Origin of the sequence: Micromonospora sp. NPDC020750 (assembly GCF_044334565.1) — a bacterium.
GTDB lineage: Bacteria > Actinomycetota > Actinomycetes > Mycobacteriales > Micromonosporaceae > Micromonospora.
In genome coordinates this window covers 725,789-748,360 of the sequence record NZ_JBIRTH010000001.1, presented here as the reverse complement: position 1 = coordinate 748,360, position 22,572 = coordinate 725,789, and the positions used below count along the sequence as shown (strand labels likewise).

The window sequence follows — 22,572 nt, the reverse complement described above, 5'->3', positions numbered from 1 at the left end:
CGCGGGGGTAGACAGGGTCACGATTCGGTCCTCCCGGGGTTTCTGCCAGCTGCACGATCACGCTACGCGCGACGGCGACGGCCATCGCGTCCAGCGTGTCGTGGGTCATCGCCGTCCGGTCGGGAGGACCGACGCCGGGCACATCGGGTGGCCCCGTCGCGCCGTCGGCTGTCGCCTGCCCGGGCCAGACGCCGGTAGCCGGCAGATCCGAATCCGTCTCGACGTACGGTTTCCCGCTCAACCCCGGACGCCGCCGATCGCGTCTCACTCTGCATCCGCACGTGAACGCGAGGCGGACGCGACCTGGAGGTGGCGTGAGTCGGCACGAGGACGACGAACAGTTCCGGCTGTTCGTACAACGACAGTGGGGGCCGTTGCTCCGAACGGCCTACCTGCTGACCGGCGACCGGGGGGCAGCCGAGGACCTGGCGCAGTCGGCGTTGGAGAAGACCCATCGGCGCTGGGGGCGAGTGCTGCGCAGGGACGCGCCCGAGGTGTACGTACGCCGGGTGATGGTCAACACGGCGATCTCCTGGCGGCGTCGGCGGCGACCCCTGGAGGTGCCGCTGCTGACCTCCGACAGCGCGCCGACGCCGGACGCGTACGCGCAGGTGGAGGAGCGGCAACTGCTCCTCACCGCGCTGCGGCGGTTGCCGCCGAGGACCCAGGCGGTTCTGGTGCTGCGCTACTTCGAGGACCTCGGCGAGGCGGACACCGCCAAGGTTCTCGGCTGCTCCGTCGGCTCGGTGAAGAGCCAGGCATCGCGCGGGTTGGCCCGGCTGCGGGTCGAGTTCGCCCCGCCCGCCCCGCAGTCCCCGGTACGGCTCGAGGAGGAACTGGCATGACCGGAAACTTCCCAGATTCGATGCTCAGTCCCGCGCTGCGCCAGGCCGCGCACGGCGTCGACGTACCTGGGGATCCGTGGCCGGGGTTCGCCCGGCGCGAGCGACGGCACCGGCGGACGCGACTGATCCGGACGGCGGTGGCCGCCACGGTCGTAGCCGCCCTCGTCGGGGTCCAGACCAACGTGGTACCCCTGCCCGGGTGGGCGCCGGGCATCGCGGTCGCCGCCGCCCCGACAGCGCTGCTCGACGCGCCGCCCCGGGGCGCACTGGCCGCAGATCAGGCCTGGCTGGACGGGCTGCGGACGCGGATCAGCACCGATCCGCGGCTGAGCATCGACACCCCGCTGGGTGGCTGGAACCCGGACGGCATGTGGAAGGTCGGCGATCGCGACCGGATTCGTCTGCTCTACGGCAGTGACCAGCCGGGCCACCGGGTCGCGCTGGTCGCGGTGCCGCTGCGCTTCGGCCTGCTGACCAAGGAGGCGCTGGTCTGGTACGTGGGTCCGGCCGGGGCCGGGGCGCAACAGATGCGATACGCCGGCCACAGCGAGGGCGTCGACAGCCCGGTGATGACCCTGATGCAGGCCGACCCCGACGGGGGCGGATTCGCGGTTGTCATCGGGCCGGCCGAATCCACCGTGATGATCAGTGGCGACCCTCGGTACACGCCGACGGGAACCCTGGAGTACCCGGACCTCGCCAGGGTGGACGGCAGCGGGGTCGGGTTCGCCGTCCTGCCCCCCGCGCCGCTTCGGAACGAACCCGTCGTCCGGGTCAGCCGTGGCGGCCAGGTGCTCTTCCAGGAAGGCCTCGGCGGTGGCCCATACGCCGGGATCGACCCGACCGGGCCGGAGATGGACGTCCTGCTCACCGCCGCCCGACGGGGTGCCCTAGGTACGCCGCTGGACGACGCCAACCTGCGCAACTTCGTCGAAACGGCGCTCCTCGACAGTCGCCTCCCGGCCGTCGGGACGACGGTGCGGGTGCGTTGGTCGGGCAGCGAGCACGGCCAGGCCGCCGCGCTGCTCACCGTGCAGCCTGCCGGCGGCGGGGTGATCGCGTACGCCATGCACGGCGACGACCGAACCGGCTGGTGGACCGACCTGCGGCTGCTGCTGCCGGCCGAGGGCGCCGACCAGCGACCGATCGGCTGGCGAATCCGGACCGACAACGGCACCCGCACGCCGACGGGCCAGGTGCGGGTGATCGCCCCGCCGAACGCGGCCCGCGTCACGGTCACGGTTGGCGGCGCACCCCCGGCCACGGTCACCCTCGACGCGTCGAACGCCGGCACCACCCGGATACCGCCGGACCAGCCGGCCACCCTCACCGCGTACTCCGCGGACGGCGGCGTCCTCGGCACCACGCCGTTACCCCCGGTCGAGGCCGACATGTCGGGCCTGCCGGGCGACAGCCCGGCCACCCGGGTGAACCCCTGAAGAACCGGAAGCGTGGCCGAGCCGCCTTCGGACGGCTCGGCCGGCCCACCATCCCCACACCGCCTAGAGGGTGATGGCCGTTACTGAGCGGCCCTGCGGCCGGGTCATGCGGCCACCACCCGGGGTCAAGTGAGGGTCAAACGATCAAAGGCTTGCTCACCGCGAGCGGTGAGCAAGCCTTTGATCGTTTGTCTCAAGGTGGAGCCGAGGGGACTCGAACCCCTGACCCCCACACTGCCAGTGTGGTGCGCTACCAGCTGCGCCACGGCCCCTTGACTTCGCCCCCGGTTGCCCGGGCACGGAGAGAACTATACACACGCCGGCCGCCATGGTCATCTCGCGGGCCCCCACCCGCGGGTCAGTTCAGCGCGACGTCCGGCGGGAAGTGGGCGACCGCCGCCAACATGCCGCCCTGCCGGCGCAAAACCATCGGCCACAGGTCGTCCGGGCGGTCGACGAAGGCGTCCCCGGGCAGCGCGTCGAAGACGAACCAGGACCCGTCCTCGATCTCCTGTTCGAGCTGGCCCGCACCCCAACCGGAGTAGCCGGCGAAGACCCGGATGCCGCCGACGCTCTCCCGCATCCGCTCCGGGTCGGCGGAGAGGTCGATCGTGCCGACGGCGCCGGCGACCTGGTGGAAGCCGCGCAACCGCTTGGCCGGCCCGCGCAACCGGGCCAGACAGATCGCCGAGTCCGGCTGCACCGGCCCGCCCTCGAACAGCACCGCCGGGTCCCGGGCCAGGTAGCTCCAGTCGCCGAGGACGTCGACGACCGGGACCTCGGTGGCCCGGTTGAGCACCACGCCCAGCGCCCCGCCCGGCTCGTGCGCGACGAGCAGCACCACCGTCCGGTCGAAGTTCGGGTCCTTGAGCGTCGGGGTCGCGACCAGCAGCCGTCCGGTCATCGACTCCATCGCACGCCCGCCGATCGCCTGGTCTTCTCCCTGCATGTCAGACATCCGTCAGCCACGCGCCGAGGGACAGGGGCCGTCGCCCCGGACGTCGGCACCACGGCCGGACCGGACGGCATCGACGCCGGGGCCGAGCGGGGATGTGGAGGGCCACACCCGCTCGGCACGGGACTCCGCGCTCATCCCTGCTGTCAACGCCATGCCTGGCACCATAGCTTGCGGTCGGGGCACTGGTTAAGGTCTGACCGGTGGATGATCGAGTGGGACCGGAGGGGGTGGCGATGGGGCCGACGGCGGACATCGCGGTGATCGGCGGTTCGGGGCTCTACGCCCTCCTGGAGGGTGCCACCGAGCACCAGGTGGAGACGCCGTACGGGGAGCCGTCGGACCCGGTGACGATCGCCGAGGTGGGCGGCCGGCGGGTGGCGTTCCTGCCCCGCCACGGGCGCGACCACCGGCACCCGCCACACCTGATCCCGTACCGGGCGAACCTGTGGGCGCTGCGGTCGCTCGGGGTGCGCCAGGTGCTCGCCCCGTGCGCGGTCGGCGGGCTGCGTCCCGAGTTGGGGCCGGGCACCTTCGTGGTGCCGGACCAGCTCATCGACCGCACCAGCGGCCGGGTCCAGACGTACTACGACCGGGGCGCGGTGCACGTGACCTTCGCCGACCCGTACTGCCCGGTGGGCCGCCGGACGCTGCTCGACGCGGCGGCCGGGCGGGGCGTGTCGGCGGTCGACGGCGGGACGATGGTGGTCGTGGAGGGGCCGCGCTTCTCCACCCGGGCGGAGTCCCGCTGGTTCACCGCGATCGGCGGGGCGGTGGTCAACATGACCGGCCACCCGGAGGCGGTGCTGGCCCGGGAGTTGGCCCTCTGCTACACCCCGATCGCCCTGGTCACCGACCTGGACGCGGGGGTGGAGAGCGGCGAGTCGGTGACCCAGGAGGAGGTCTTCCGGGTCTTCGGCGAGAACACCGACCGGCTGCGCGGGGTGCTGCTGGACGCGGTCGCCGCCCTGCCGGCCGGGCGGGACTGCCCGTGCGGACGGGCGCTGGACGGGATCAAGCTGCCCTTCCCGCTCCCCTGACCCCGGGCCCGCGTGGCGGCGATCAGTGCGGGCTGGGCGAATTAGCCGATAGGTGAGCTTTTTCCGGATAGATTCGGCAGGTCAGGGGCCCGATCGCCGCTCGTCTCCGGCGAGGAGGCAGCCCGCGCCGCGACACGGAGGCCCACCGATGGCAACGGTCCGCGAGACGACGTACGACCTGCTCCGGGCGCTGGGCCTGACCACCGTCTTCGGCAACCCCGGCTCCACCGAGGAGCCGTTCCTGCAGGAGTTCCCCGCCGACTTCCACTACGTGCACGCCCTGCACGAGGCGTCCGCGGTGGGGATGGCCGACGGGTACGCCCAGGCGACCGGCGGCCCCGCGCACGTCAACCTGCACACCGCCCCGGGCACCGGCAACGGCATGGGCAACCTGGTCACCGCCTGGCACAACAAGACCCCGCTGATCGTCACCGCCGGCCAGCAGACCCGGGAGATGCTGCTGATCGAGCCCCGGCTGACCAGTCGCCGGGCGGTCGAGCTGACCCAGCCGTACGTCAAGTGGAGCTACGAGCCGCCCCGCGCGCAGGACATCCCGGCGGCGTTCATGCGGGCGTACGCCACGGCGGTGCAGCCGCCGGCCGGGCCGGTCTTCCTCTCCCTGCCGCTGGACGACTGGCAGCAGCCGGCGTCCGGGGCGCCCGAGGTACGCACGGTGGCCACCCGGTACGCCCCGGACCCGACCCGCCTGCGCGAGTTCGCCGCCACGGTGGCCGCCAGCCGCTCTCCGGCACTCGTCCTCGGCGGGGCGGTCGACAGAGCCGGAGCGTGGCCGGCGGCGGTTGCGTTGGCCGAGCGGCTGGCCGCCCCGGTCTGGTCCGCGCCGGCCCCGGAACGGGCCGCGTTCCCCGAGGACCACCCGTACTACCGGGGCGTGCTGCCGTACGCGATCGGGCCGCTGGCCGACGCGCTGCGCGGGCACGACACGGTGCTGGTGGTCGGCGCGCCGGTGTTCCGGTACTACCCGCACGTGCCCGGGGACTACCTGCCCGCCGGCTCCCGCCTGCTGCACGTGACCGACGACCCGGAGGAGACGGCCCGCGCGCCGGTCGGGGACAGCCTGCTCGGCGACCCGGGTCTGGCGCTCGCCGCCCTGGTCGACCTGCTCCCGGCGGCCGAGCGCCCGCCCCCGCCGCCCCGGCCCGCCCCCGAGCCGCCCGACCTGGGCCCGCCGCTGAGCCCGGACGGCCTCTTCGCCATCCTGGCCCGGCACTGGCCGCCCAATGGGGTGCTGGTGCAGGAGTCACCGTCCAACCTGGCCGCTCTGCGCCGCCGGCTGCCGGCCACCCGGCCCGCGTCGTACTTCACGATGGCCAGCGGCGGGCTCGGCTTCGGGCTGCCGGCGGCGGTGGGGATCGCGCTGGCCGAGCGGGACACCGGGCGGGGCCGCCCGGTGGTGGCGGTGATCGGGGACGGCTCGTTCCACTACTCGGTGCAGGCCCTGTGGACGGCCGCGCGGCTGCGCCTGCCGCTCGCCGTCGTGGTCCCGGTCAACCAGCAGTACGCGATCCTCAAGTCGTTCGCCGAGCTGAAGCACACCCCCGGGGTTCCGGGCCTGGACCTGCCCGGCCTGGACATCACCGCGGTGGCCCGGGGGTACGGCTGCGCCGCCACGGTCGTCGAGGAACCCGACGGGTTGGGCGACGCGCTGCGCGCTGCGCTGGCCGCAGACCGGCCCACCGTGCTGCCGGTGCCGATCAGCACCGACGTCCCGCGGCTGCTCTGAGCCCCGGCCCACCTACCGCCAGGCTGGGCCTGCCCACCCCGGCGCGGGACCGCAGCCGGGGATCGGGCCACAGCCGGAGGCGGGTGACTCAGCGGCGCAGGACCAGCGGCGCGCCGGTGGACACGTCGAGCACCGTCCGGTCGCCGAGCGGTGCCTTCAGGGGGGCGGTGACCGGCTGGAGCACGAGCTGATCGGTGCAGATGCCGGTGGCCGGGGTGACGCCCCCGCCGACCACCACCACGTCGTCTCGCTCCCACACCAGCGGGGTGAACACCACATCGCAGGCACCCACGCCGATCCGCCAGGTCAACCGGGCCCCGTCGACGGCCTGGAGGTCCTGGGCGCCGACCATGCCGTCGGGCACCGGGCCGGTGGGCGCGACGCCCCGGGGCACGGCGGTGACCGAGCCGGGCGCGACCGCGAGCCGGGCCACCGGGGCCTCCAGCTCCTCGACGTTGAACACCCAGGCCGGGACCTGCGCCTCGCCCCGGCTGGTGCGCACCGGCGCGGTGCCGAGCCGCACGGCGGTGACGGTCAGCGGCACGCAGGCGGCCGACGGCACGCTGCTCACCGGCCCGTCCGGCCCTGGCTCGATGGTCGGCCCACCCGTGGCACCGGGCTTGATGATCGGCCCGTCCGGGCCCGGCTCGATGATCGGCCCGTCCGGCCTTGGCTTGATGATCGGCCCGTCCGGGCCGGGCTCGACGATCGGCCCGTCCGTGGCACCGGGCTTCGGCGGGAAGCTCGGCCGCTTCTCGGGCGTCGGCCGCTGCGGCCGTCCCTCGCACGGCGGCGGATCGCCCTGGTCGAGCTGTCGGTACGCCGTGCCGGCGCTGATCAGCGGCACGGTCAGCGCCCCGTCGGGGAAGCGGATCGCGGCGTCGGCCGGCTTGGCGGTGGGCATCGCGACCTGCTCCCGGTACCAGCCGTTGCGGAACGCCTGCTCGGTCTCTGGGGTGAAGTCGGGGTCCCCGAGCAGCACGGTCGGCTCCTGGAGCGGCACGTACCCGGCGGTCCAGGCGTTTCCGGGCTGCCACGCCTCGGCCACCTCGACGGCCCGCTGGTGGAACGACTCCCACCGGTCGTCGGCTGCCAGCTCCGACCCGGCCGGGTCGCAACCGGCCGCGATGAGGAGCAGGGGCAAGCCCACCAGGGCGAGAACTGGACGACGCATGTCCCTTCGACGCGCCCGCGCCGTTTCCGGTTCCCCGGCTTCGGGTCACCGGCCTTCCCACCGGGCCCGCCGGGACCGGACACGACTGTGCGCCCCGGTCCGGTGGACCGGGGCGCACAGTCAGGTGGTGGAGGTGCCGGGAATCGAACCCGGGTCCTTCGCCGGTTTGTCAGGGCTTCTCCGAGCGCAGCTCGCTATGCCTCTACTCGGCCCCACCGCTCACGCGAGCGAGTTGGTGTGACGGGCCCAGTCGCTGATTAATCTCGCCGCACGGACCCCGCGACCGGGTCCGGTTGGCCAGCCCTCTAACTGATGCCGGCTGACTGGGACGAAGGCGTTCCCAGGCCGACAGACTCAGCTACTCGCCTCAGGCGGCGAGAGCGAAGTCAGCGCGATTGTTCTTGGCGCTTATAAGTTTCCGACGACCGATTCTCGAGACGACGTCGGCTTCCTCGGCTCGCTTCCCCTGTCGCTGCGTACGAAGTCGAAACCAGTCACCCCCTCGACGGGCCGCCCCTGTCGGCGGCTCCACACAGCCTAACGCCTTCCGCAACCGGTTTCATCCCGAGGCCCCGCCCCGGCGCGCCAAAACGGACTAACGGGATGAATCAGTCGTCCATCCCCTTGCCGCGCCGGCCGGCGGCCCGGGCGATCTCCCGGTCCGCGTCCCGCTTGGCGAGGTCCTGCCGCTTGTCGTACGACTTCTTGCCCTTGGCCAGGGCGATCTCCACCTTGGCCCAGCCGTCGGAGAAGTAGACCTGCAACGGGACCATGGTCAGGCCGCCCTCGCGGGTCTTGCCGATCAGCCGGTCGATCTCCAGCCGCTTGAGCAGCAGCTTGCGGGTACGCCGGGGCTCGTGGTTGGTCCAGGTGCCCTGGGTGTACTCCGGAATGTGCATGGAGTGCAGGTAGAGCTCGCCGTCGCGCTCCTGGGCGAAGGCGTCGACCAGCGACGCCCGCCCAGCCCGAAGCGACTTGACCTCGGTGCCGGTCAGCGCCATGCCCGCCTCGTACGTATCGAGGATGGCGTAGTCGTGGCGCGCCTTCTTGTTGGAGGCGACGACCTTGCGCCCCTTCTCCCGTGGCATCGGCGCCACCTCCCCTCGTTGCGGCTCCCGGCCGGGCCGGAAGCGGAGATCATGCTACCCGAACGACAAGGACCCTCCCGCACGGATTATTCCGCGCCGGAGGGTCCTGCCGCGTCGGACGGACCTGAGGGTGACTAGACCCGCAGGTAGAACCGGAGGGTCACCCAGGCGGTGGCGGCGCTGACCAGACCGCCCACGCCGGCCATGATCGGGAAAACGACGAGGATGTCGCCCCAGCCGACCGGGGAGAGCAGCCCCTGAAGGTCGCTGAGCGCCCCGTCGAACAGCAGATACTTCGCCGCTATCAGGGCGACCAGGGCGAGCAGCGAGCCGATCAGGCCCGCGACCACGGCCTCCAGCACGAACGGCGCCTGGATGAACCAGTTGGACGCGCCGACCAGCTTCATGACCGCGACCTCGCGCCGCTTGCTGTACGCCGCGACCTGGATCGTGTTCGCGACCAGCAGCAACGCGGCGATTGCCATCACCGCCGCAGCCGCCAGCGCGATGTTCTGGACCGAGGTGAGGATCTTGAAGATCTTGTCCAGGAGTTGGCTCTGGTCGACGATCTCGTCGACGCCCTCGGTGTCCTTGTACTGGTTGTAGATCTCCCGATACTGCTCGGGGTTGACCAGCTTGAGCCGGAACGACTCGGGCAGGCTGTCCGCCTTGACCGCGCTCAGCAGGTCGGGCGCGTCCTGGAACATCTCCTGGAAGCGCTTGTACGCCTCGGCCTTGTCAACGAAGTCGACCTCCTTGATCAGGGGATCGCTCTTCAGCTTGGTGTCGATGTCGGCGCGCTGCTGCTCGTTGGCCTCCTTCTTCAGGAAGATCGAGACCTCGATGTTCTTGTAGTAGAGGTCCTTCATGTCGTTCACCTGGCGGTACATCAGACCGCTGGCACCGAGCATGGTCAACGACACGGCCATCGTGATGATCATCGCGATGGTCATGGTCACGTTGCGCCACAGTCCGACCAGTACCTCGGACAGGACGTATTTCACGCGCATCGGGAATTCCTCCGGGTCTCCGGCGTGAGGTGATCGTCGTCAGGCTGCACAGGGGTGGAGCGCCGGCTCACCCGTAGACGCCACGGGCCTGGTCGCGCACGATGCGACCGCTCTCGATCTCGATGACCCGACGCCGCATCTGGTTCACGATGTTGGAGTCGTGGGTGACCATCACGACGGTCGTGCCGGTGCGGTTGATCCGGTCCAGGAGGCGCATGATCTCGATCGACGTGTCCGGGTCCAGGTTTCCGGTCGGCTCGTCCGCGAGCAGGATCAGCGGACGGTTCACGAACGCCCGGGCGACGGCGACCCGCTGCTGCTCACCACCGGAGAGCTCGTGCGGGTAGCGGTGCTCCTTGCCACCGAGCCCGACCAGCTCCAGCACCTCGGGAACGACCCGGCGGGCGACCGCCTTGGTCTTGCCGATCACCTCGAGAGCGAACGCCACATTCTCGTACGCGGTGCGGTTCGGCAGCAGCCGGAAGTCCTGGAAGACACAGCCGATCGAACGCCGGAAGTGCGGTCGCTTCCAGGAGCGCATCGAGGTGACGTCCTTGCTGTTGACGACGACCCGCCCCTTGTTGGGGGTCACCTCGTGCAGCAGCAGCTTGATGATGGTGGACTTGCCGGAGCCTGATGGACCGATGAAGAAGACGAACTCGCCCTTCTCGATCGAGACGGACACGTTGTCGAGCGAAGGCCGGGACGCCTTCGGGTACGTCTTCGTCACTTGCTCAAGCTGAATCACGGGTGGTGAGTCTACGCGGTGTAACCGATGAGCCAAGCCCCCACGCCCGCCGATGCGAGGCGCGTCATCGAAAGACCCTGTTAACGGGAGATCAACGACGCGCTCCGCCCGCGATCGATCACGCTGCGTCGCCGGCAAGCTGTCGCTGCTTGCGCCAACGGATACCGGCTTCGATGAAGCTGTCCAGCTCGCCGTCGAAGACCGAGCTCGGATTGCCGGTCTCCTGCTCGGTTCGGAGATCCTTCACCATCTGGTACGGGTGCAGGACGTACGAACGCATCTGGTCGCCCCACGAGCCGGCGGCGTTCTCCTTGAGCCCCTCCAGCTTGGCCTGCTCCTCCTGGCGCTTGCGCTCCAGCAGCCGGGCCTGGAGCACCCGCATCGCAGACGCCTTGTTCTGGAGCTGGGACTTCTCGTTCTGGCAGGTCACCACGATGCCGGTGGGGATGTGGGTGAGCCGCACCGCCGAGTCGGTGGTGTTGACGCTCTGCCCGCCCGGGCCCGAGGACCGGTAGACGTCGACCCGCATCTCGTTCTCGGGAATGTCGATGTGGTCGGTCTGCTCGGTCACCGGCAGCACCTCGACGCCGGCGAAGCTGGTCTGCCGGCGGCCCTGGTTGTCGAACGGGCTGATCCGCACGAGGCGGTGGGTGCCGGACTCCACGCTCAGCGTGCCGTAGGCGTACGGGACCTTGACCGCGAAGGTGGCGGACTTCAGGCCCGCCTCCTCCGCGTACGAGGTCTCGTAGACCTCGGTGGGGTAGCCGTGCCGCTCGGCCCAGCGCAGGTACATCCGCAGCAACATCTCGGCGAAGTCGGCCGCGTCCACGCCGCCGGCCCCGGCCCGGATCGCCACCAGCGCCTCCCGCGAGTCGTACTCGCCGGACAGCAGGGTGCGAACCTCCATCTCCTGGATGGCCTTGGTGAGCCCGCCGATCTCGGTCTCCACCTCGGCGAGCACCCCGGGGTCGTCCTCGGCCTCGGCGAGCTCCAGCAGCACCCGGGCGTCGTCGAGCCGGGAGCGCAGGCTGCCCAGCTTGCTGATCTCGCCGTTGACGTACGACAGCTGGGAGGTCACCTGCTGCGCCTTGGCCTGGTCGTCCCACAGGTCCGGCGCGGAGGCCTGCTCCTCGAGCCGGGCCTTGTCCTCGTGCAGTCGGTCGAGGTTGAGCACAGCCTCGATGTTGCGCAGGGTGGCGTCGAGTTCCTTGAGCTGTTCGGCGTAATCGGCAGCGGTCACGACAGACAAGACTACTGCGAATACGGCAGGTCAGCTTGCGAGCCCCACGGTGGCGGGCGAAAAGTGTCCGCGCGGCCGACCGGCACGGGCCTGTCGGCCGCGCTGGTCACGGGCGAACGCAGTCCCGGGGACGGCCCGGTGGCGGGGTGGCGGGCCGTCGATCGGGTCAGCCGACGGGGGCGGACTTCAGCCAGGACAGGGCGGCCTTGTGGTAGGCGACGGCGAACTCCAGCGCGCTGGCGTCGTACGCGTCGCCCTCCTTTTTGGCGTTCTTCACCTGCTCCCGCACCCGGGCCAGGGCCTCGCTGTGGTATTCGTTGGCGGAGGCTTGGAGGCTGCGCAGCTGGGCTTGCGAGTGCAGGCCGCCGAAGGCGACCCGCAGGGCGATCGGGTTGCGGATGGTGTCCCGCCCCGGGTCCTCGGCCAGCCAGCGGGAGAAGGTCCGCTTGCCGGCCGCGGTGATCGCGTACGGCTGGCTGGATCGGGGGCCGGGCTTGCCCAACCGCACCAGACCGCGCTCGGCCAGCACCGGCAGCTCGCGGTAGACCTGGCTGCGGGTCATCGACCAGTACGGGGCGAGCTTGCGCTCGGCGGCGGCCATCAGCTGACCGCCTGTCATGGGACCCTCGTGGAGCAGCCCGAGAAGGGCCGCCGCCGTAGGGTTCACTCCGGAATCCGCCATGCCCCTTACGCTGCCACTTTGCCGACCCGGCGTCCAGGATTTGCCATTTTCGCCACCCTGGAGGGTTTCCTTTGTGCACTGTCGGCGGGCGACAGTCCGTTGAGGGCCGGTCACGCTGCGCACGGCCAGGGCCCCCGCGACGCGGCGGGAGCCCTCGCCGGACGGGTCAGCCCATGTGGGGGTAGGTGTGGTCGGTCGGTGGGACGAAGGTCTCCTTGATCGTCCGGGGCGACATCCAGCGGACCAGGTTGTGCCAGGAGCCGGCCTTGTCGTTGGTGCCGCTGGCCCGGGCGCCGCCGAACGGCTGCTGCCCCACCACCGCGCCGGTCGGCTTGTCGTTGATGTAGAAGTTCCCGGCCGCGTACCGCATGCGCTCGGCCACCGCGTCGACCACCCGGCGGTCAGTGGCGAAGATCGCCCCGGTCAGCGCATACGGGGCGATCGACTCGGCCTGGGCGACGACCTCGTCGAAGCGGGCGTCGTCGAAGACGTGCACGCCGAGGATCGGGCCGAAGTACTCGGTGGTGAACGTCTCGTGTGCGGCGTCGGTGCACTCGAACAGGGTCGGCCGGACGAACCACCCGACCGAGTCGTCGGCGGTGCCGCCGGCCAGCACGGTGCAGGAGCCGTCGCCGGAGATCAGCTCCAGGGCTGCGGTGTGCCGGTCGAACGCCTTGGCGTCGATCACCGCGCCGCCGAAGTTGGTGAAGTCGGTGACGTCGCCGTAGGTCAGCGAGTCGGCGGTGGCGGCCAGCCGGTCGCGCAGCCCGCCCTCCCAGAGCGACCGCGGGACGTACGCCCGGGACGCGGCCGAGCACTTCTGGCCCTGGTACTCGTACGCGCCGCGGATCAGCGCGGTGTGCAGCGCGTCCACGTCGGCGCTGGTGTGCGCGACCACGAAGTCCTTGCCGCCGGTCTCGCCGACCAGCCGGGGGTAGCCCCGGTAGCGGTGGATGTTGTCGCCGACGGTCCTCCACAGCTGCTGGAAGACCTTGGTCGAGCCGGTGAAGTGGATGCCGGCCAGGTCCGGGTCGGCGAGCACCACGTCGGAGACCTCCTCGCCCCGCCCGGTGACCATGTTGATCACGCCGGGCGGCAGGCCGGCCGCCTCGAACAGCCGCATGGTGAAGTGCGCGGCGAACTGCTGGGTCGGGCTCGGCTTCCAGACCACGGTGTTGCCGAGCAGCGCCGGGGCGGAGGGCAGGTTGCCGGCGATCGCGGTGAAGTTGAACGGGGTGACCGCGTAGACGAAGCCCTCCAGGGGGCGGTGGTCGAGGCGGTTCCACACCCCCGGGGAGGAGAGTGGCTGCTCCTGGAGCAGGCCCCGGGCGAAGTGCACGTTGAACCGGAGGAAGTCGATCAGCTCGCAGGCCGCGTCGATCTCGGCCTGGACGGCGGTCTTCGACTGGCCGAGCATGGTGGCGGCGTTGAGGGTGTCCCGCCACGGGCCGGCGAGCAGCTCGGCGGCGCGCAGGAAGATCGCCGCGCGCTCCTCGAACGGCAGGGCCCGCCACATCGGTGCGGCGTCCTTGGCGGCCTGCACCGCAGCGCGGGCGTCGTCGTGGGTGGCGTGACCGGTGACGCCCAGCACGTGGCCGTGCCGGTGTGGCTGCACCACGTCGATCGGCTCGCCGCCGGCCATCCGCTGCTTGCCGGCGATGGTCATCGGCAGGTCGAGGCGCTCGCCGGCCAGGTCGGCCAGGCGTCGCTGGAGCCGCTCCCGGTCGGCACTGCCCGGCTCGTAGGCACGGACCGGCTCGTTACGCGGCTCGGGTACGGAGAACACGGCGTCCATCGGGGCTCCTGGCGATCTCGGCAGCGGTGGCGAAATCGGACCCGCGGGCACCGGCCGGGCGGCCGGACGCCGTACGCCGCGGGCTGCACCGGTCGCGGCGGCGGGACCTGCGCCGATTCTCCCACGCGGCACCCCCGGTCTCGCCCCGCCCCGGCCCCACCCACCCGACCTGGCCCGCGCCGCACCGCCGGACCCCGCCCTGCGAATCGCCGCCCGACCCGCCTCCACCTCCGGCGATTCCCTCGCCCAGCACCCGCCGTCCTTACGATTCCTCGCCCGCTGCCGCCCACTCCCCGCTCCGCCCGGGGCCCGGGACGGGCGGGTCGGGTGGCGGCGGACGGGCGGAGGGCCGGCGGTCGGGTGGCGCGTACGCTGGATGGCCGGTGACCAGCCCCGCCCGTGCGCCGGCAGAGACCGGCCGGGTCCGGGCGTCCGTCGAAGGGGAGACGATGAGCAACCAGCCCGGCAGCGCCACCGCCGCGGAGCCGGACCAGCCGGTGCAGGGCGCCCCGGCCGGGGCTGACGGGCCCGGCGACGCCGCCGGGCCGGCGTCGCCCGTGGAGCCGGAACCGACCCCCGGGGGTACGTCCCCGGCGCGCGCCCCGGGGGCGGTCGTGCTGGCGCTGCTGGCCGTGGCCTGGCTGGCGGCAATGCTCTGGTCCACCCGGGCGGTGATCAACTCCGCCGAGGCGGGGGTCACCGCGATCAGCCTCTCCGCGTTCGCGCTGCCCGGGGTCATCTCGGCCGCACTGGTGGCCGGCGCGGCGGTCGCCCTGGCGGCGACCAACCTGCTGGCCCGGCGGGGCGCCGAGCGGGTCACCCTACGCTTCGCCGTCGCGGTCGGCACCGGCGTGCTGGTCGGGCTCGCGGCGGCGGTGGTGATCAACCTGACCTACTTCGACAACGCGACCACCAACGTCATCGCCGGCACCACCGCCGCGGCGGCGATCATCGGCGGCGCCGTGGCCGGCGCCGGCAACGCCCGGGTGGCCGGCGCGATCATCGCCGCCGCGCTCGGCGCGCTGGTCTTCGTGGTGGCGTTCAGCCGGGCCCGGGACCCGCTGTTCGACCTCTTCGGCGCGGGCGACACCCAGGAGTCGATGGTCGGCGCCGCGAAGTGGGTGTCCCGGTCGGAGTCCCTGCTCGCCGGGCTGCTGGCGGGGCTGCTCGCCTTCGGGTACATCACCTGGGCCAGGCGACGCGCAGAGCGGCGCGACCCGGCCTCGCCCGCCCCCCGCTGGCCCGGCTACCTGCTGGCCGGGGCCGGTCCCGGCCTACTCCTGCTGCTCGCCGAGATCATCATCCGGGTCGGCGGGCGCTCGCTGCTCGACCTGGCCGGCGCGCTGAGCGAGGCGGACGCGGTCGCCCAGACCTCGCTGGGCACCTCGCGGATCGACAACGGGATCTGGGTGCTCTTCGTCGGCGCGCTCACCGCGCTCATCGCCTTCGGCCGCACGCTGGGCCCCACTCCGGGCGACGACGCCACCGAGGCGGCGGCCGACGACGAGGTGGCGGCGGCGGACCGCTGACGGTCGACCCGTCCCCCGGCCCGGTCCGGTCCGCCGGTACGGCGACCGGGTGCGCGGGCGGCGTCAGGACGCGGCGCGCAGCAGCTGCTCCAGCTCGCTGACGTCGTACCACTCCAGCTCGTGGTCCTCGGCGCCGTCGACGGTGAACTGGGCGTCCGGGTCGTCGGCCAACGCCTCGGCGGCCACGGCAGCGGCGGCGGCCACGTCGTCACGCGCGTCGTCGCCGTCGACGTGCAGCGCGGCCACCGCCGTCACCGGCACCGGTCGGACCAGCCGGACCGCGCTGGAGCCGAGCACGTCGTCGGTGCGCCGCAGCGCCGAGGCGGGGACGTCGACGGCGACCACCGCGCGCCGACGGGGTGCGGCCGGATCGTCCCGGAGCAGGAGCAGCGCGTCCTGGGCGGCCCGGGTGAACGCGATGTACTCCAGTTCCTCCTCGTCGCCCTCGGCGTACCACTCGCGCAGGGCGGGGGTCACCGTGTGGGCGTCGGTCTCGGGCAGCCCCTGCTCGGGGAGGCGGGCCAGCATCGGCACGATCGCCGGCACGTACACCCGGACAAGCTCCTCGGTCACCGGTCGTCTCCCCCCGCTCCGTCTGCCGGCCGGCGTGCGCCGGCCCCGGGCGCCGATCATGCCGTACGCCTTGACCGTCATACACCCCGCACCCGTCGCACGGAAGGTTGCCGCGCGAGTGGCGGGTCGGCGACTCTGTCGGCGGTGGATGGCAAACTGAGGCAAACGACGTCAACCCCGGGAGTTTCCATGGAGCCGAGGTTCCTGCTGCTCTCCGACGTGGCCGCCGAGCTCAACGTGTCGGACTCGCAGGTCTACCACATGGTGCGCAGCGGTGAGCTGCCCGGGATCAAGGTCGGCGGTCGGGGGCACTGGCGGGTCGAGCGCGCCCGCCTGGAGGAGTACATCCAGCACAAATACGCCGAGACCGCCGAGTGGGTCCGGGACAACCCGCTGAACGACCGCGACGGCGAGTAGCGACCACCGCACCGAGCGGCATTGACCGCGGGCGTTGTCCTGGCCGAGAATCGAGCCTGTCGGAGGCAAACGAAGGCGAACGCAAGCAACGGGGGTTTCGATGATTGAGTCCCGTCGTCCCGGGCCTGTCCGTCCTCCGGTCCGGGTGCGACCGGCGCCCCCGCTCGACCCGCCGTTCACCGAGGAGCCGGCCGAGGGCTGGCCCCGCCCGGTCGCCGCCCAACTGGCCCTCGACCTGTTCGAGGCGCACCGCCGCATCCCGGCCCGCCCCGGCGGGCGCGCGCACGACCCCCGCCCCGCCCCTGGCGGTCCTGGGCGGGCCACTCCACTGGCCCCGCCGCCCGCCGCGCTGGTCACGGCCACGCCGGAGGCCACCCGGGCCGCCCAGCGCTTCGTCACCACCTGCCTGGAGATCCTCAACGGATACCGGCCGCTCGGGCAGATCCGCCCGATGAGCGAGCCGGCCTGCTCGGCGGACGTGATGAACGAGCTGACCAGGGCGGCGGCGCGCACCGGCCCGGTCCGTCGCCGCTCCACCCGCCCGACCGTGCGGCTGCGCCGGCTGCGGGTCTGCGAACCCCGCCCTGCGGCCGTGGAGGCCGCCGCCGTCCTGGGCAGCGCCGCCGGGCACACCTGGGCGATGGCGCTCCGCCTGGAGCATCGGCGCGGTCGCTGGCTCTGCACCGTACTCCAACTCGTCTGACCGCCCCGACGGCTGCGCCCGCGCCCCGAAGGCCGGGGCCGGAAATCGGTCCCCGCAGCGGGCCGGCAGCCAGGCCGGGCACGGGGCCGAAGCCGGGGCGACCTGGCGGACAGCGAGGGGGCCCCGGCGGTCGCCGGGGCCCCCTCGCTGTGCTCGCTGGTGGGACGGACGCCGTTCGGCGGCGCCGGACGGGTCAGTTGCCGCCGTTGGCGGCGCCGTGGCACCGCTTGTACTTGCGGCCGGAGCCGCACGGGCAGGGCGCGTTACGCGACGGGCCGCCGGCCTCTCCCCGGGCCGGAACCGCCTGCCGGGCGGAGCTGGCCGCCACGGCCTGCCCGCTCCCGCCGAAGGCAGCCGGGCGGGGCTGAGCCTCGGGGGCCGGCGGGGCCGCCGGCCGGGCCGGCCGCTCGGAGCGGGCCGCACGCACCGGCGGGGCCTTCTCCTCGGACCGCTCCACGGCGACCGCCCCGGCTCCGGCCTCACCGTCGATGGTCGGCGCAGAGTACTGCAGGCCCTGCTGCTGGGGGGCGCGACCCAGGCCCTTGGCCCGGATCTCCACCGGCTTGTCCAGCAGCTGCACCTCCTCGGCCTCGGCCTCGGGCTCGGCCTCCTGGACCTGGACCTCCAGGTTGTAGAGGAAGCCGACCGTCTCCTCCTTGATGCCGTCCATCATGGTGGCGAACATGTCGAAGCCCTCGCGCTGGTACTCCACCACCGGGTCGCGCTGGGCGTACGCCCGCAGACTGATGCCCTCCTGGAGGTAGTCCATCTCGTAGAGGTGCTCACGCCACTTGCGGTCGATGACCTGAAGCAGCACCATCCGCTCCAGCTCGCGGGTGCCCTCCTCGCCGAGCTGCTCCTCGCGCCGGTCGTAGGCGGCGTTCGCGTCCTCCTTGAGGCGGGCGAGCAGGAGGTCCTGGTCGAAGCCGGCCCGGGAGCCGATCTCCTCCTCCAACTCGGCCAGTGCGATGCCCACCGGGTAGAGCTGCTTGAGGCTGGCCCAGAGCTGTTCGAGGTCCCAGTCCTCGGCGTAGCCGTCGCTGGTGGCGCCGATCACGTACGCGCCGATCACGTCGTCGATCATGTTGCGGACCTGGTCGGAGAGGTCCTCGCCGTTGAGCACCCGCAGGCGCTCGGCGTAGATGACCTGGCGCTGCTTGTTGAGCACCTCGTCGTACTTCAGGACGTTCTTGCGGATCTCGGCGTTCTGGCCCTCGATCTGGGCCTGGGCGCTCTTGATCTGGCGGGTCACCATCTTCGACTCGATGGGCACGTCCTCGGGGATGTTGAAGCGGTCCATCACCGCCTCGACCGCGCCGGCCCGGAACCGCTTCATCAGCTCGTCCTGCAGGGACAGGTAGAAGCGGGACTCGCCCGGGTCACCCTGCCGGCCGGCCCGACCGCGCAGCTGGTTGTCGATCCGCCGGGACTCGTGCCGCTCGGTACCCAGCACGTAGAGCCCGCCGACGCCCGCGACCTCCTCCGCCTCGGCCTCGCAGGCCTGCTTCCACTTGGGCAGGACCTCCTCCATGGCCTTGGCGTACTCCTCCTCGTTCTCCGCCGGGTCGAGGCCGCGCTGGCGCAGCTCGTTGGCGGCGAGGAACTCGGGGTTGCCGCCGAGCAGGATGTCGGTGCCCCGGCCGGCCATGTTGGTCGCCACGGTGACCCCGCCCTTGCGCCCGGCCTGGGCGACGATCTCCGCCTCCTTGGCGTGGAACTTGGCGTTCAGCACGGAGTGCGGGATGCCCCGGCGGCGCAGCAGCTGGGAGATGATCTCGGAGTTCTCCACCGAGACGGTGCCGACCAGCACCGGCTGACCGGCCTGGTGCCGCTCGGCGATGTCCTCGACGACCGCGTTGAACTTGGCCTTCTCGGTCTTGTAGATGACGTCGGCCCGGTCCTGCCGAACCATCGGCCGGTGGGTCGGGATGGTCACCACGCCGACGTTGTAGACCTTGTTGAACTCGCCCGCCTCGGTCTGGGCCGTACCGGTCATGCCGGAGAGCTTCTCGTAGAGGCGGAAGTAGTTCTGGAGGGTGATGGTGGCCAGGGTCTGGTTCTCCTGCTTGATCTCCACCCCCTCCTTGGCCTCGATCGCCTGGTGCATGCCCTCGTTGTAGCGGCGCCCGTGCAGGATGCGGCCGGTGAACTCGTCGACGATCAGGACCTCGCCGTCGCTGACGATGTAGTCCTTGTCGCGCTTGTACAGCTCCTTGGCCTTGATGGCGTTGTTCAGGTAACCGACGAGGGGGGTGTTCACCGACTCGTAGAGGTTGTCGATGCCGAGCCGGTCCTCCACCTTCGCCACGCCGCGCTCGGTCACCGCGATGGTGCGCTTGGCGTAGTCGACCTCGTAGTCGCCCTCGCCGTCCTTGCCGGGCTGGAGCCGGGCCACCACGCCGGAGAACTCGCCGTACCAACGGGCCGAGTGCTCGGCCGGGCCGGAGATGATCAGCGGCGTCCGGGCCTCGTCGATCAGGATCGAGTCGACCTCGTCGACCACCGCGAAGTTGTGGCCCCGCTGGACCAGCTCCTCCTTCGACCAGGCCATGTTGTCGCGCAGGTAGTCGAAGCCGAACTCGTTGTTGGTGCCGTAGGTGATGTCGCACTCGTACGCGGCGCGGTGCTCGCTGGCCGGCCGGTTGGGCAGCACCACGCCGACGGTGAGACCGAGGAACCTGTGCACCTGCCCCATCCAGGCGGCGTCACGCGGGGCCAGGTAGTCGTTGACCGTGATCACGTGCACGCCCTTGCCGGACAGCGCGTTGAGATACACCGCCATGACCGAGGTCAGGGTCTTGCCCTCACCGGTCTTCATCTCGGCGATGTTGCCGAAGTGCAGCGCCGCCCCACCCATCACCTGGACGTCGTACGGCCGCTGGCCGAGCACCCGGGCGGACGCCTCGCGCACGGCGGCGAAGGCCTCCGGCAGCAGGTCGTCGAGGGTCTCACCGTCGGCCAGCCGCTCCCGGTACTGATCAGTGAGCCCCCGCAACTCGTCATCGGTGAGGTTGACGTAGTCGTCCTCGATCGAGTTGACGGCGGCGGCGATGGCCTTCAGCCGGCGCACCATGCGGCCCTCGCCAGCGCGGAGGACCTTTTCCAGAATCGACACGGATCAACGCTCCCCTAGACAGTCTCGATCCATCGTAGGCGCTCCGTCGGCCCGATGGTCACTGGTGGCGGCGGTCCGATCGGCCGAAACCGACATAACGCTCGGACCGCAGGCCGGCGGCGGGATATCCGGTTACGCCCAGCGCGAACGATCCGGCACGATGGCCCGGTGGAACCCGTGGAACTCACCGAGGGCGGTCTGCTGCTGCGGCCCTGGCAGGCAACCGACGCTGACGCCGTGCACCGGGCCTGCCAGGATCCGGACATCCAACGCTGGACCACCGTACCCCGCCCGTACCTGCCCGAACATGCCCACGGGTTCGTCACCGAACTCAACGCGGCGGCCTGGCGCGACGGCACCGGTGCCCCGTTCGCCGTCTGCGACGGCGCCACCGGGGAACTGTTGGCCTCCTGCGGGCTGGTGGCGCTGGACAAGGCGACCGACAGCGGTGAGATCGGCTACTGGGTGGCCCCCTGGGCCCGGGGTCGGGGCGTCGCCGCGCATGCCACCCGGGCCGTCGCCCGGTGGGCGTTCGACGCGCTCGGGCTGCGCCGGCTGCTCTGGCAGGCCGAGATCGGCAACCACGCCTCCCGGCTGGCCGCCCTGCGCGCCGGGTTCCGGGTCGAGGGCGAGCTGCGGCTGGCCCACCCGGCGCCCGACGGCCGGCGGGAGGGCTGGATCGGCTCCCTGCTCCCCGGCGAGCTGCCCGCGCCGGGCGCCCCCGGGCCGGCCGGACCGGAAACCCTGGCCGCCCGGCGGGCCGCCGTCTTCGGCCGGGCGCAGCCCACCCTGTTCGCCACCGTCGGCACCGGGGAGCTGCGGCTGCGGCCGATCGAGGAGCGCGACCTGGACGCGATCGCCGAAACCTGCCGCGACCCGCACACCATCGAGTGGACCACGGTGCCGGCCCCGTACGAGCGGACGCACGCCGAGGGGTTCAAGCGGGACGTCGCCGAGGCGACGTGGGCGCGCGGCACGGGGGCGTACTTCACCGTCGCCGACGGCGACGACCGGTACCTCGCCTCGATCGACCTGCGGATCTCCCCCGCCGACCCGGTGCAGGGCACGGTCGGCTTCATGACCGCGCCGCACGCCCGGGGCCGGGGGTACGTGCCGGCCGCGACCGCCGCCCTGGCCACCTGGGGCTTCACCACGCTCGGCCTGGCCCGGGTCGAGTGGCGGGCGCTGGTCGGCAACACCGCCTCCCGCCGGGCGGCGGAGAAGGCCGGCTTCACCATGGAGGGCGTGGCCCGGGCGGCACTGACCCTCCGCGACGGCGCCCGGGGCGACGCCTGGACCGGCTCGCTGCTCCCCGGGGACCTGACGTGAGCACGCCGCCCGACACGGTCGAGGCCGAGGGGGTCCGGCTGCGGCCGTTCCACGTCGACGACGTCGCGGACACCGCGTCGGCCTGCTCCGACCCGATCACCCAGCGGTTCCTGCCCGGCCTGCCGAGCCCTTACACCGAGGCCGACGCCCGGTGGTGGGTCGCCGAGGGCGCCCCGGCGGCCCGGGCCACCGGCGGGGCCGCGTACGCGGTCGCGGACCCGGCGACCGACCGGCTGCTCGGCGGTATCGGCCTGAGTAACCCGGTTCCGGCGCGGGGACAGGCGGAGATCGGCTACTGGGTCGCGCCGTGGGCGCGTGGGCGCGGGGTGGCCACCGCCGCGACCCGGGCACTGGCCGCCGCGGCGTTCGCGCACGGCACGGCCCGGCTGGAGCTGCTCACCCACCCGGAGAACGCGGCCAGCCAGCGGGTCGCGCTCGCCGCCGGCTTCCGGCACGAGGGGGTACGCCGCGCGGCGGCCCCGGCCCGCGACGGCGGTCGGCACGACCGGGTCTGTTGGGTGCGGCTGGCCGACGACCCGCCCGGCCCCGTGGCCCGCACCCTGCCCGACCTGCCCGGCGGACGGCTCACCGACGGCGTGGTGGCCCTGCGCCCGGTCGGCGCGGACGACGTGGCGGGGATGTACCGGCTGCACCGCCGGCCCGAGGTGGTCGCCAACCGGGTCCCGCCGGAGCCGCCGTCGCTCGCCGACATCGAGCGACGCTGCCGCCTCGCGGGGAGCCGCTGGTTGGCCGGGTTCGCCGCCGACCTGGCCATCCTGGATGCGGCGACGGGTGAACTGGTCGGCGGCTGCGCGCTGCACCACGACGAGCCGGCGACGGGGCAGGCGATGATCGGCTACAGCATGCTGCCCGCCGGGCGGGGCCGGGGCCTGGCCACCCGGGCGGGGCCGGGGCCTGGCCACCCGGGCGGCCCGCCTCGTCGCCGGCTGGGCGTTCGACGAGGTCGGGATCGCGCGGATCTGGGCGGGCACCCGCCCCGAGAACGTCGCCTCGCAGCGGGTGCTGGAGAAGGCCGGGTTCTCCCGCGAGGGCCTGTTGCGCGGCCGGCTGCCCGGCCCGGACGGCACCCGGTACGACTCTTACATCTACGCCCGGCTCGCCACCGACGTTCCCCGCTGACCCGTG

At 72.6% G+C, this 22,572-nt stretch carries 18 protein-coding genes, 1 tRNA gene, 1 other RNA gene and 1 pseudogene; 9 read left to right on the top strand and 12 right to left on the bottom strand.

Going from position 1 to position 22,572, the window contains the following annotated elements:
- Nucleotides 1-314: 314 nt before the first annotated feature.
- On the top strand, nucleotides 315-845 hold the full coding sequence (locus ACH4T9_RS03430; RefSeq protein ID WP_396669577.1) for a SigE family RNA polymerase sigma factor: 531 nt from the start codon (nucleotides 315-317) through the stop codon (nucleotides 843-845).
- Nucleotides 842-2,284: a hypothetical protein gene (locus tag ACH4T9_RS03425; RefSeq protein ID WP_396669576.1), complete on the top strand. Its 1,443-nt coding sequence runs from the start codon at nucleotides 842-844 to the stop codon at nucleotides 2,282-2,284. Before ACH4T9_RS03430 ends, ACH4T9_RS03425 begins: the two co-directional genes overlap by 4 nt.
- Nucleotides 2,285-2,483: 199 nt before the next feature.
- Here ACH4T9_RS03425 and ACH4T9_RS03420 read toward each other — a convergent pair.
- Together ACH4T9_RS03420 and ACH4T9_RS03415 are read right to left on the bottom strand one after the other, a co-directional pair.
- A tRNA-Ala gene (locus ACH4T9_RS03420) sits at nucleotides 2,484-2,556 on the bottom strand.
- A gap of 86 nt (nucleotides 2,557-2,642) precedes the next feature.
- The gene (locus ACH4T9_RS03415) at nucleotides 2,643-3,233 is read right to left on the bottom strand and encodes a YqgE/AlgH family protein (protein ID WP_396669575.1); all 591 of its coding nucleotides are present in this window, start codon (nucleotides 3,231-3,233) and stop codon (nucleotides 2,643-2,645) included.
- 242 nt (nucleotides 3,234-3,475) lie between these two features.
- Between ACH4T9_RS03415 and ACH4T9_RS03410 the strand changes: the two genes are divergently transcribed.
- Both ACH4T9_RS03410 and mdlC read left to right on the top strand, forming a co-directional pair.
- Nucleotides 3,476-4,279: an S-methyl-5'-thioadenosine phosphorylase gene (locus tag ACH4T9_RS03410; RefSeq protein WP_396669896.1), complete on the top strand. Its 804-nt coding sequence runs from the start codon at nucleotides 3,476-3,478 to the stop codon at nucleotides 4,277-4,279.
- Between the two features lie 148 nt (nucleotides 4,280-4,427).
- Nucleotides 4,428-6,023 (top strand): benzoylformate decarboxylase, encoded by a 1,596-nt coding sequence (gene mdlC / locus ACH4T9_RS03405; protein WP_396669574.1) that lies wholly within the window; start codon nucleotides 4,428-4,430, stop codon nucleotides 6,021-6,023.
- A gap of 88 nt (nucleotides 6,024-6,111) precedes the next feature.
- Here the strand turns inward: mdlC and ACH4T9_RS03400 are convergent, their stop codons facing one another.
- The 8 genes from ACH4T9_RS03400 to pruA all read right to left on the bottom strand — a co-directional run bounded on the left by ACH4T9_RS03400 (nucleotide 6,112) and on the right by pruA (nucleotide 13,760).
- The gene (locus ACH4T9_RS03400; RefSeq protein WP_396669573.1) at nucleotides 6,112-7,197 is read right to left on the bottom strand and encodes a hypothetical protein; all 1,086 of its coding nucleotides are present in this window, start codon (nucleotides 7,195-7,197) and stop codon (nucleotides 6,112-6,114) included.
- Between the two features lie 125 nt (nucleotides 7,198-7,322).
- Nucleotides 7,323-7,699, bottom strand: a transfer-messenger RNA (tmRNA) gene (gene ssrA, locus ACH4T9_RS03395).
- A 106-nt stretch (nucleotides 7,700-7,805) separates the two neighbouring features.
- Nucleotides 7,806-8,285, bottom strand: coding sequence for an SsrA-binding protein SmpB (gene smpB / locus ACH4T9_RS03390; protein ID WP_396669572.1), 480 nt, complete (start codon nucleotides 8,283-8,285; stop codon nucleotides 7,806-7,808).
- Nucleotides 8,286-8,419: 134 nt separating this feature from the next.
- Nucleotides 8,420-9,295 carry a permease-like cell division protein FtsX gene (ftsX, locus tag ACH4T9_RS03385; protein ID WP_396669571.1) on the bottom strand — a complete coding sequence of 292 codons (876 nt, stop codon included), beginning with the start codon at nucleotides 9,293-9,295 and terminating at the stop codon, nucleotides 8,420-8,422.
- Between the two features lie 67 nt (nucleotides 9,296-9,362).
- Complete coding sequence (gene ftsE, locus ACH4T9_RS03380) at nucleotides 9,363-10,043, bottom strand: cell division ATP-binding protein FtsE (protein WP_117665857.1); 681 nt, start codon at nucleotides 10,041-10,043, stop codon at nucleotides 9,363-9,365.
- A 118-nt stretch (nucleotides 10,044-10,161) separates the two neighbouring features.
- The gene (gene prfB, locus ACH4T9_RS03375; protein ID WP_396669570.1) at nucleotides 10,162-11,283 is read right to left on the bottom strand and encodes a peptide chain release factor 2; all 1,122 of its coding nucleotides are present in this window, start codon (nucleotides 11,281-11,283) and stop codon (nucleotides 10,162-10,164) included.
- A 166-nt stretch (nucleotides 11,284-11,449) separates the two neighbouring features.
- On the bottom strand, nucleotides 11,450-11,965 hold the full coding sequence (locus ACH4T9_RS03370) for a PadR family transcriptional regulator (protein WP_350886730.1): 516 nt from the start codon (nucleotides 11,963-11,965) through the stop codon (nucleotides 11,450-11,452).
- 166 nt (nucleotides 11,966-12,131) lie between these two features.
- Nucleotides 12,132-13,760: an L-glutamate gamma-semialdehyde dehydrogenase gene (gene pruA, locus ACH4T9_RS03365; protein ID WP_396669569.1), complete on the bottom strand. Its 1,629-nt coding sequence runs from the start codon at nucleotides 13,758-13,760 to the stop codon at nucleotides 12,132-12,134.
- 449 nt (nucleotides 13,761-14,209) lie between these two features.
- Here pruA and ACH4T9_RS03360 point away from each other — a divergent pair, with 449 nt between their 5' ends.
- Nucleotides 14,210-15,289 (top strand): hypothetical protein, encoded by a 1,080-nt coding sequence (locus ACH4T9_RS03360; RefSeq protein ID WP_396669568.1) that lies wholly within the window; start codon nucleotides 14,210-14,212, stop codon nucleotides 15,287-15,289.
- 63 nt (nucleotides 15,290-15,352) lie between these two features.
- On the opposite strand, the gene ACH4T9_RS03355 is transcribed toward ACH4T9_RS03360, so the two are convergent.
- Nucleotides 15,353-15,862, bottom strand: coding sequence for a DUF6912 family protein (locus ACH4T9_RS03355; RefSeq protein ID WP_396669567.1), 510 nt, complete (start codon nucleotides 15,860-15,862; stop codon nucleotides 15,353-15,355).
- Nucleotides 15,863-16,051: 189 nt separating this feature from the next.
- On the opposite strand from ACH4T9_RS03355, the gene ACH4T9_RS03350 reads away from it, so the two are divergent.
- Together ACH4T9_RS03350 and ACH4T9_RS03345 are read left to right on the top strand one after the other, a co-directional pair.
- The gene (locus tag ACH4T9_RS03350) at nucleotides 16,052-16,279 is read left to right on the top strand and encodes a helix-turn-helix transcriptional regulator (RefSeq protein ID WP_396669566.1); all 228 of its coding nucleotides are present in this window, start codon (nucleotides 16,052-16,054) and stop codon (nucleotides 16,277-16,279) included.
- A 100-nt stretch (nucleotides 16,280-16,379) separates the two neighbouring features.
- On the top strand, nucleotides 16,380-16,982 hold the full coding sequence (locus ACH4T9_RS03345; RefSeq protein ID WP_396669565.1) for an Rv3235 family protein: 603 nt from the start codon (nucleotides 16,380-16,382) through the stop codon (nucleotides 16,980-16,982).
- Between the two features lie 193 nt (nucleotides 16,983-17,175).
- On the opposite strand, the gene secA is transcribed toward ACH4T9_RS03345, so the two are convergent.
- Nucleotides 17,176-20,097: a preprotein translocase subunit SecA gene (gene secA / locus ACH4T9_RS03340; protein ID WP_396669564.1), complete on the bottom strand. Its 2,922-nt coding sequence runs from the start codon at nucleotides 20,095-20,097 to the stop codon at nucleotides 17,176-17,178.
- A gap of 168 nt (nucleotides 20,098-20,265) precedes the next feature.
- On the opposite strand from secA, the gene ACH4T9_RS03335 reads away from it, so the two are divergent.
- Complete coding sequence (locus ACH4T9_RS03335) at nucleotides 20,266-21,426, top strand: GNAT family N-acetyltransferase (protein WP_396669563.1); 1,161 nt, start codon at nucleotides 20,266-20,268, stop codon at nucleotides 21,424-21,426.
- Nucleotides 21,423-22,566: pseudogene (locus ACH4T9_RS03330) on the top strand (GNAT family N-acetyltransferase). The gene ACH4T9_RS03335 and the pseudogene ACH4T9_RS03330 overlap by 4 nt, the downstream one beginning before the upstream one ends.
- Nucleotides 22,567-22,572 lie beyond the last annotated feature (6 nt).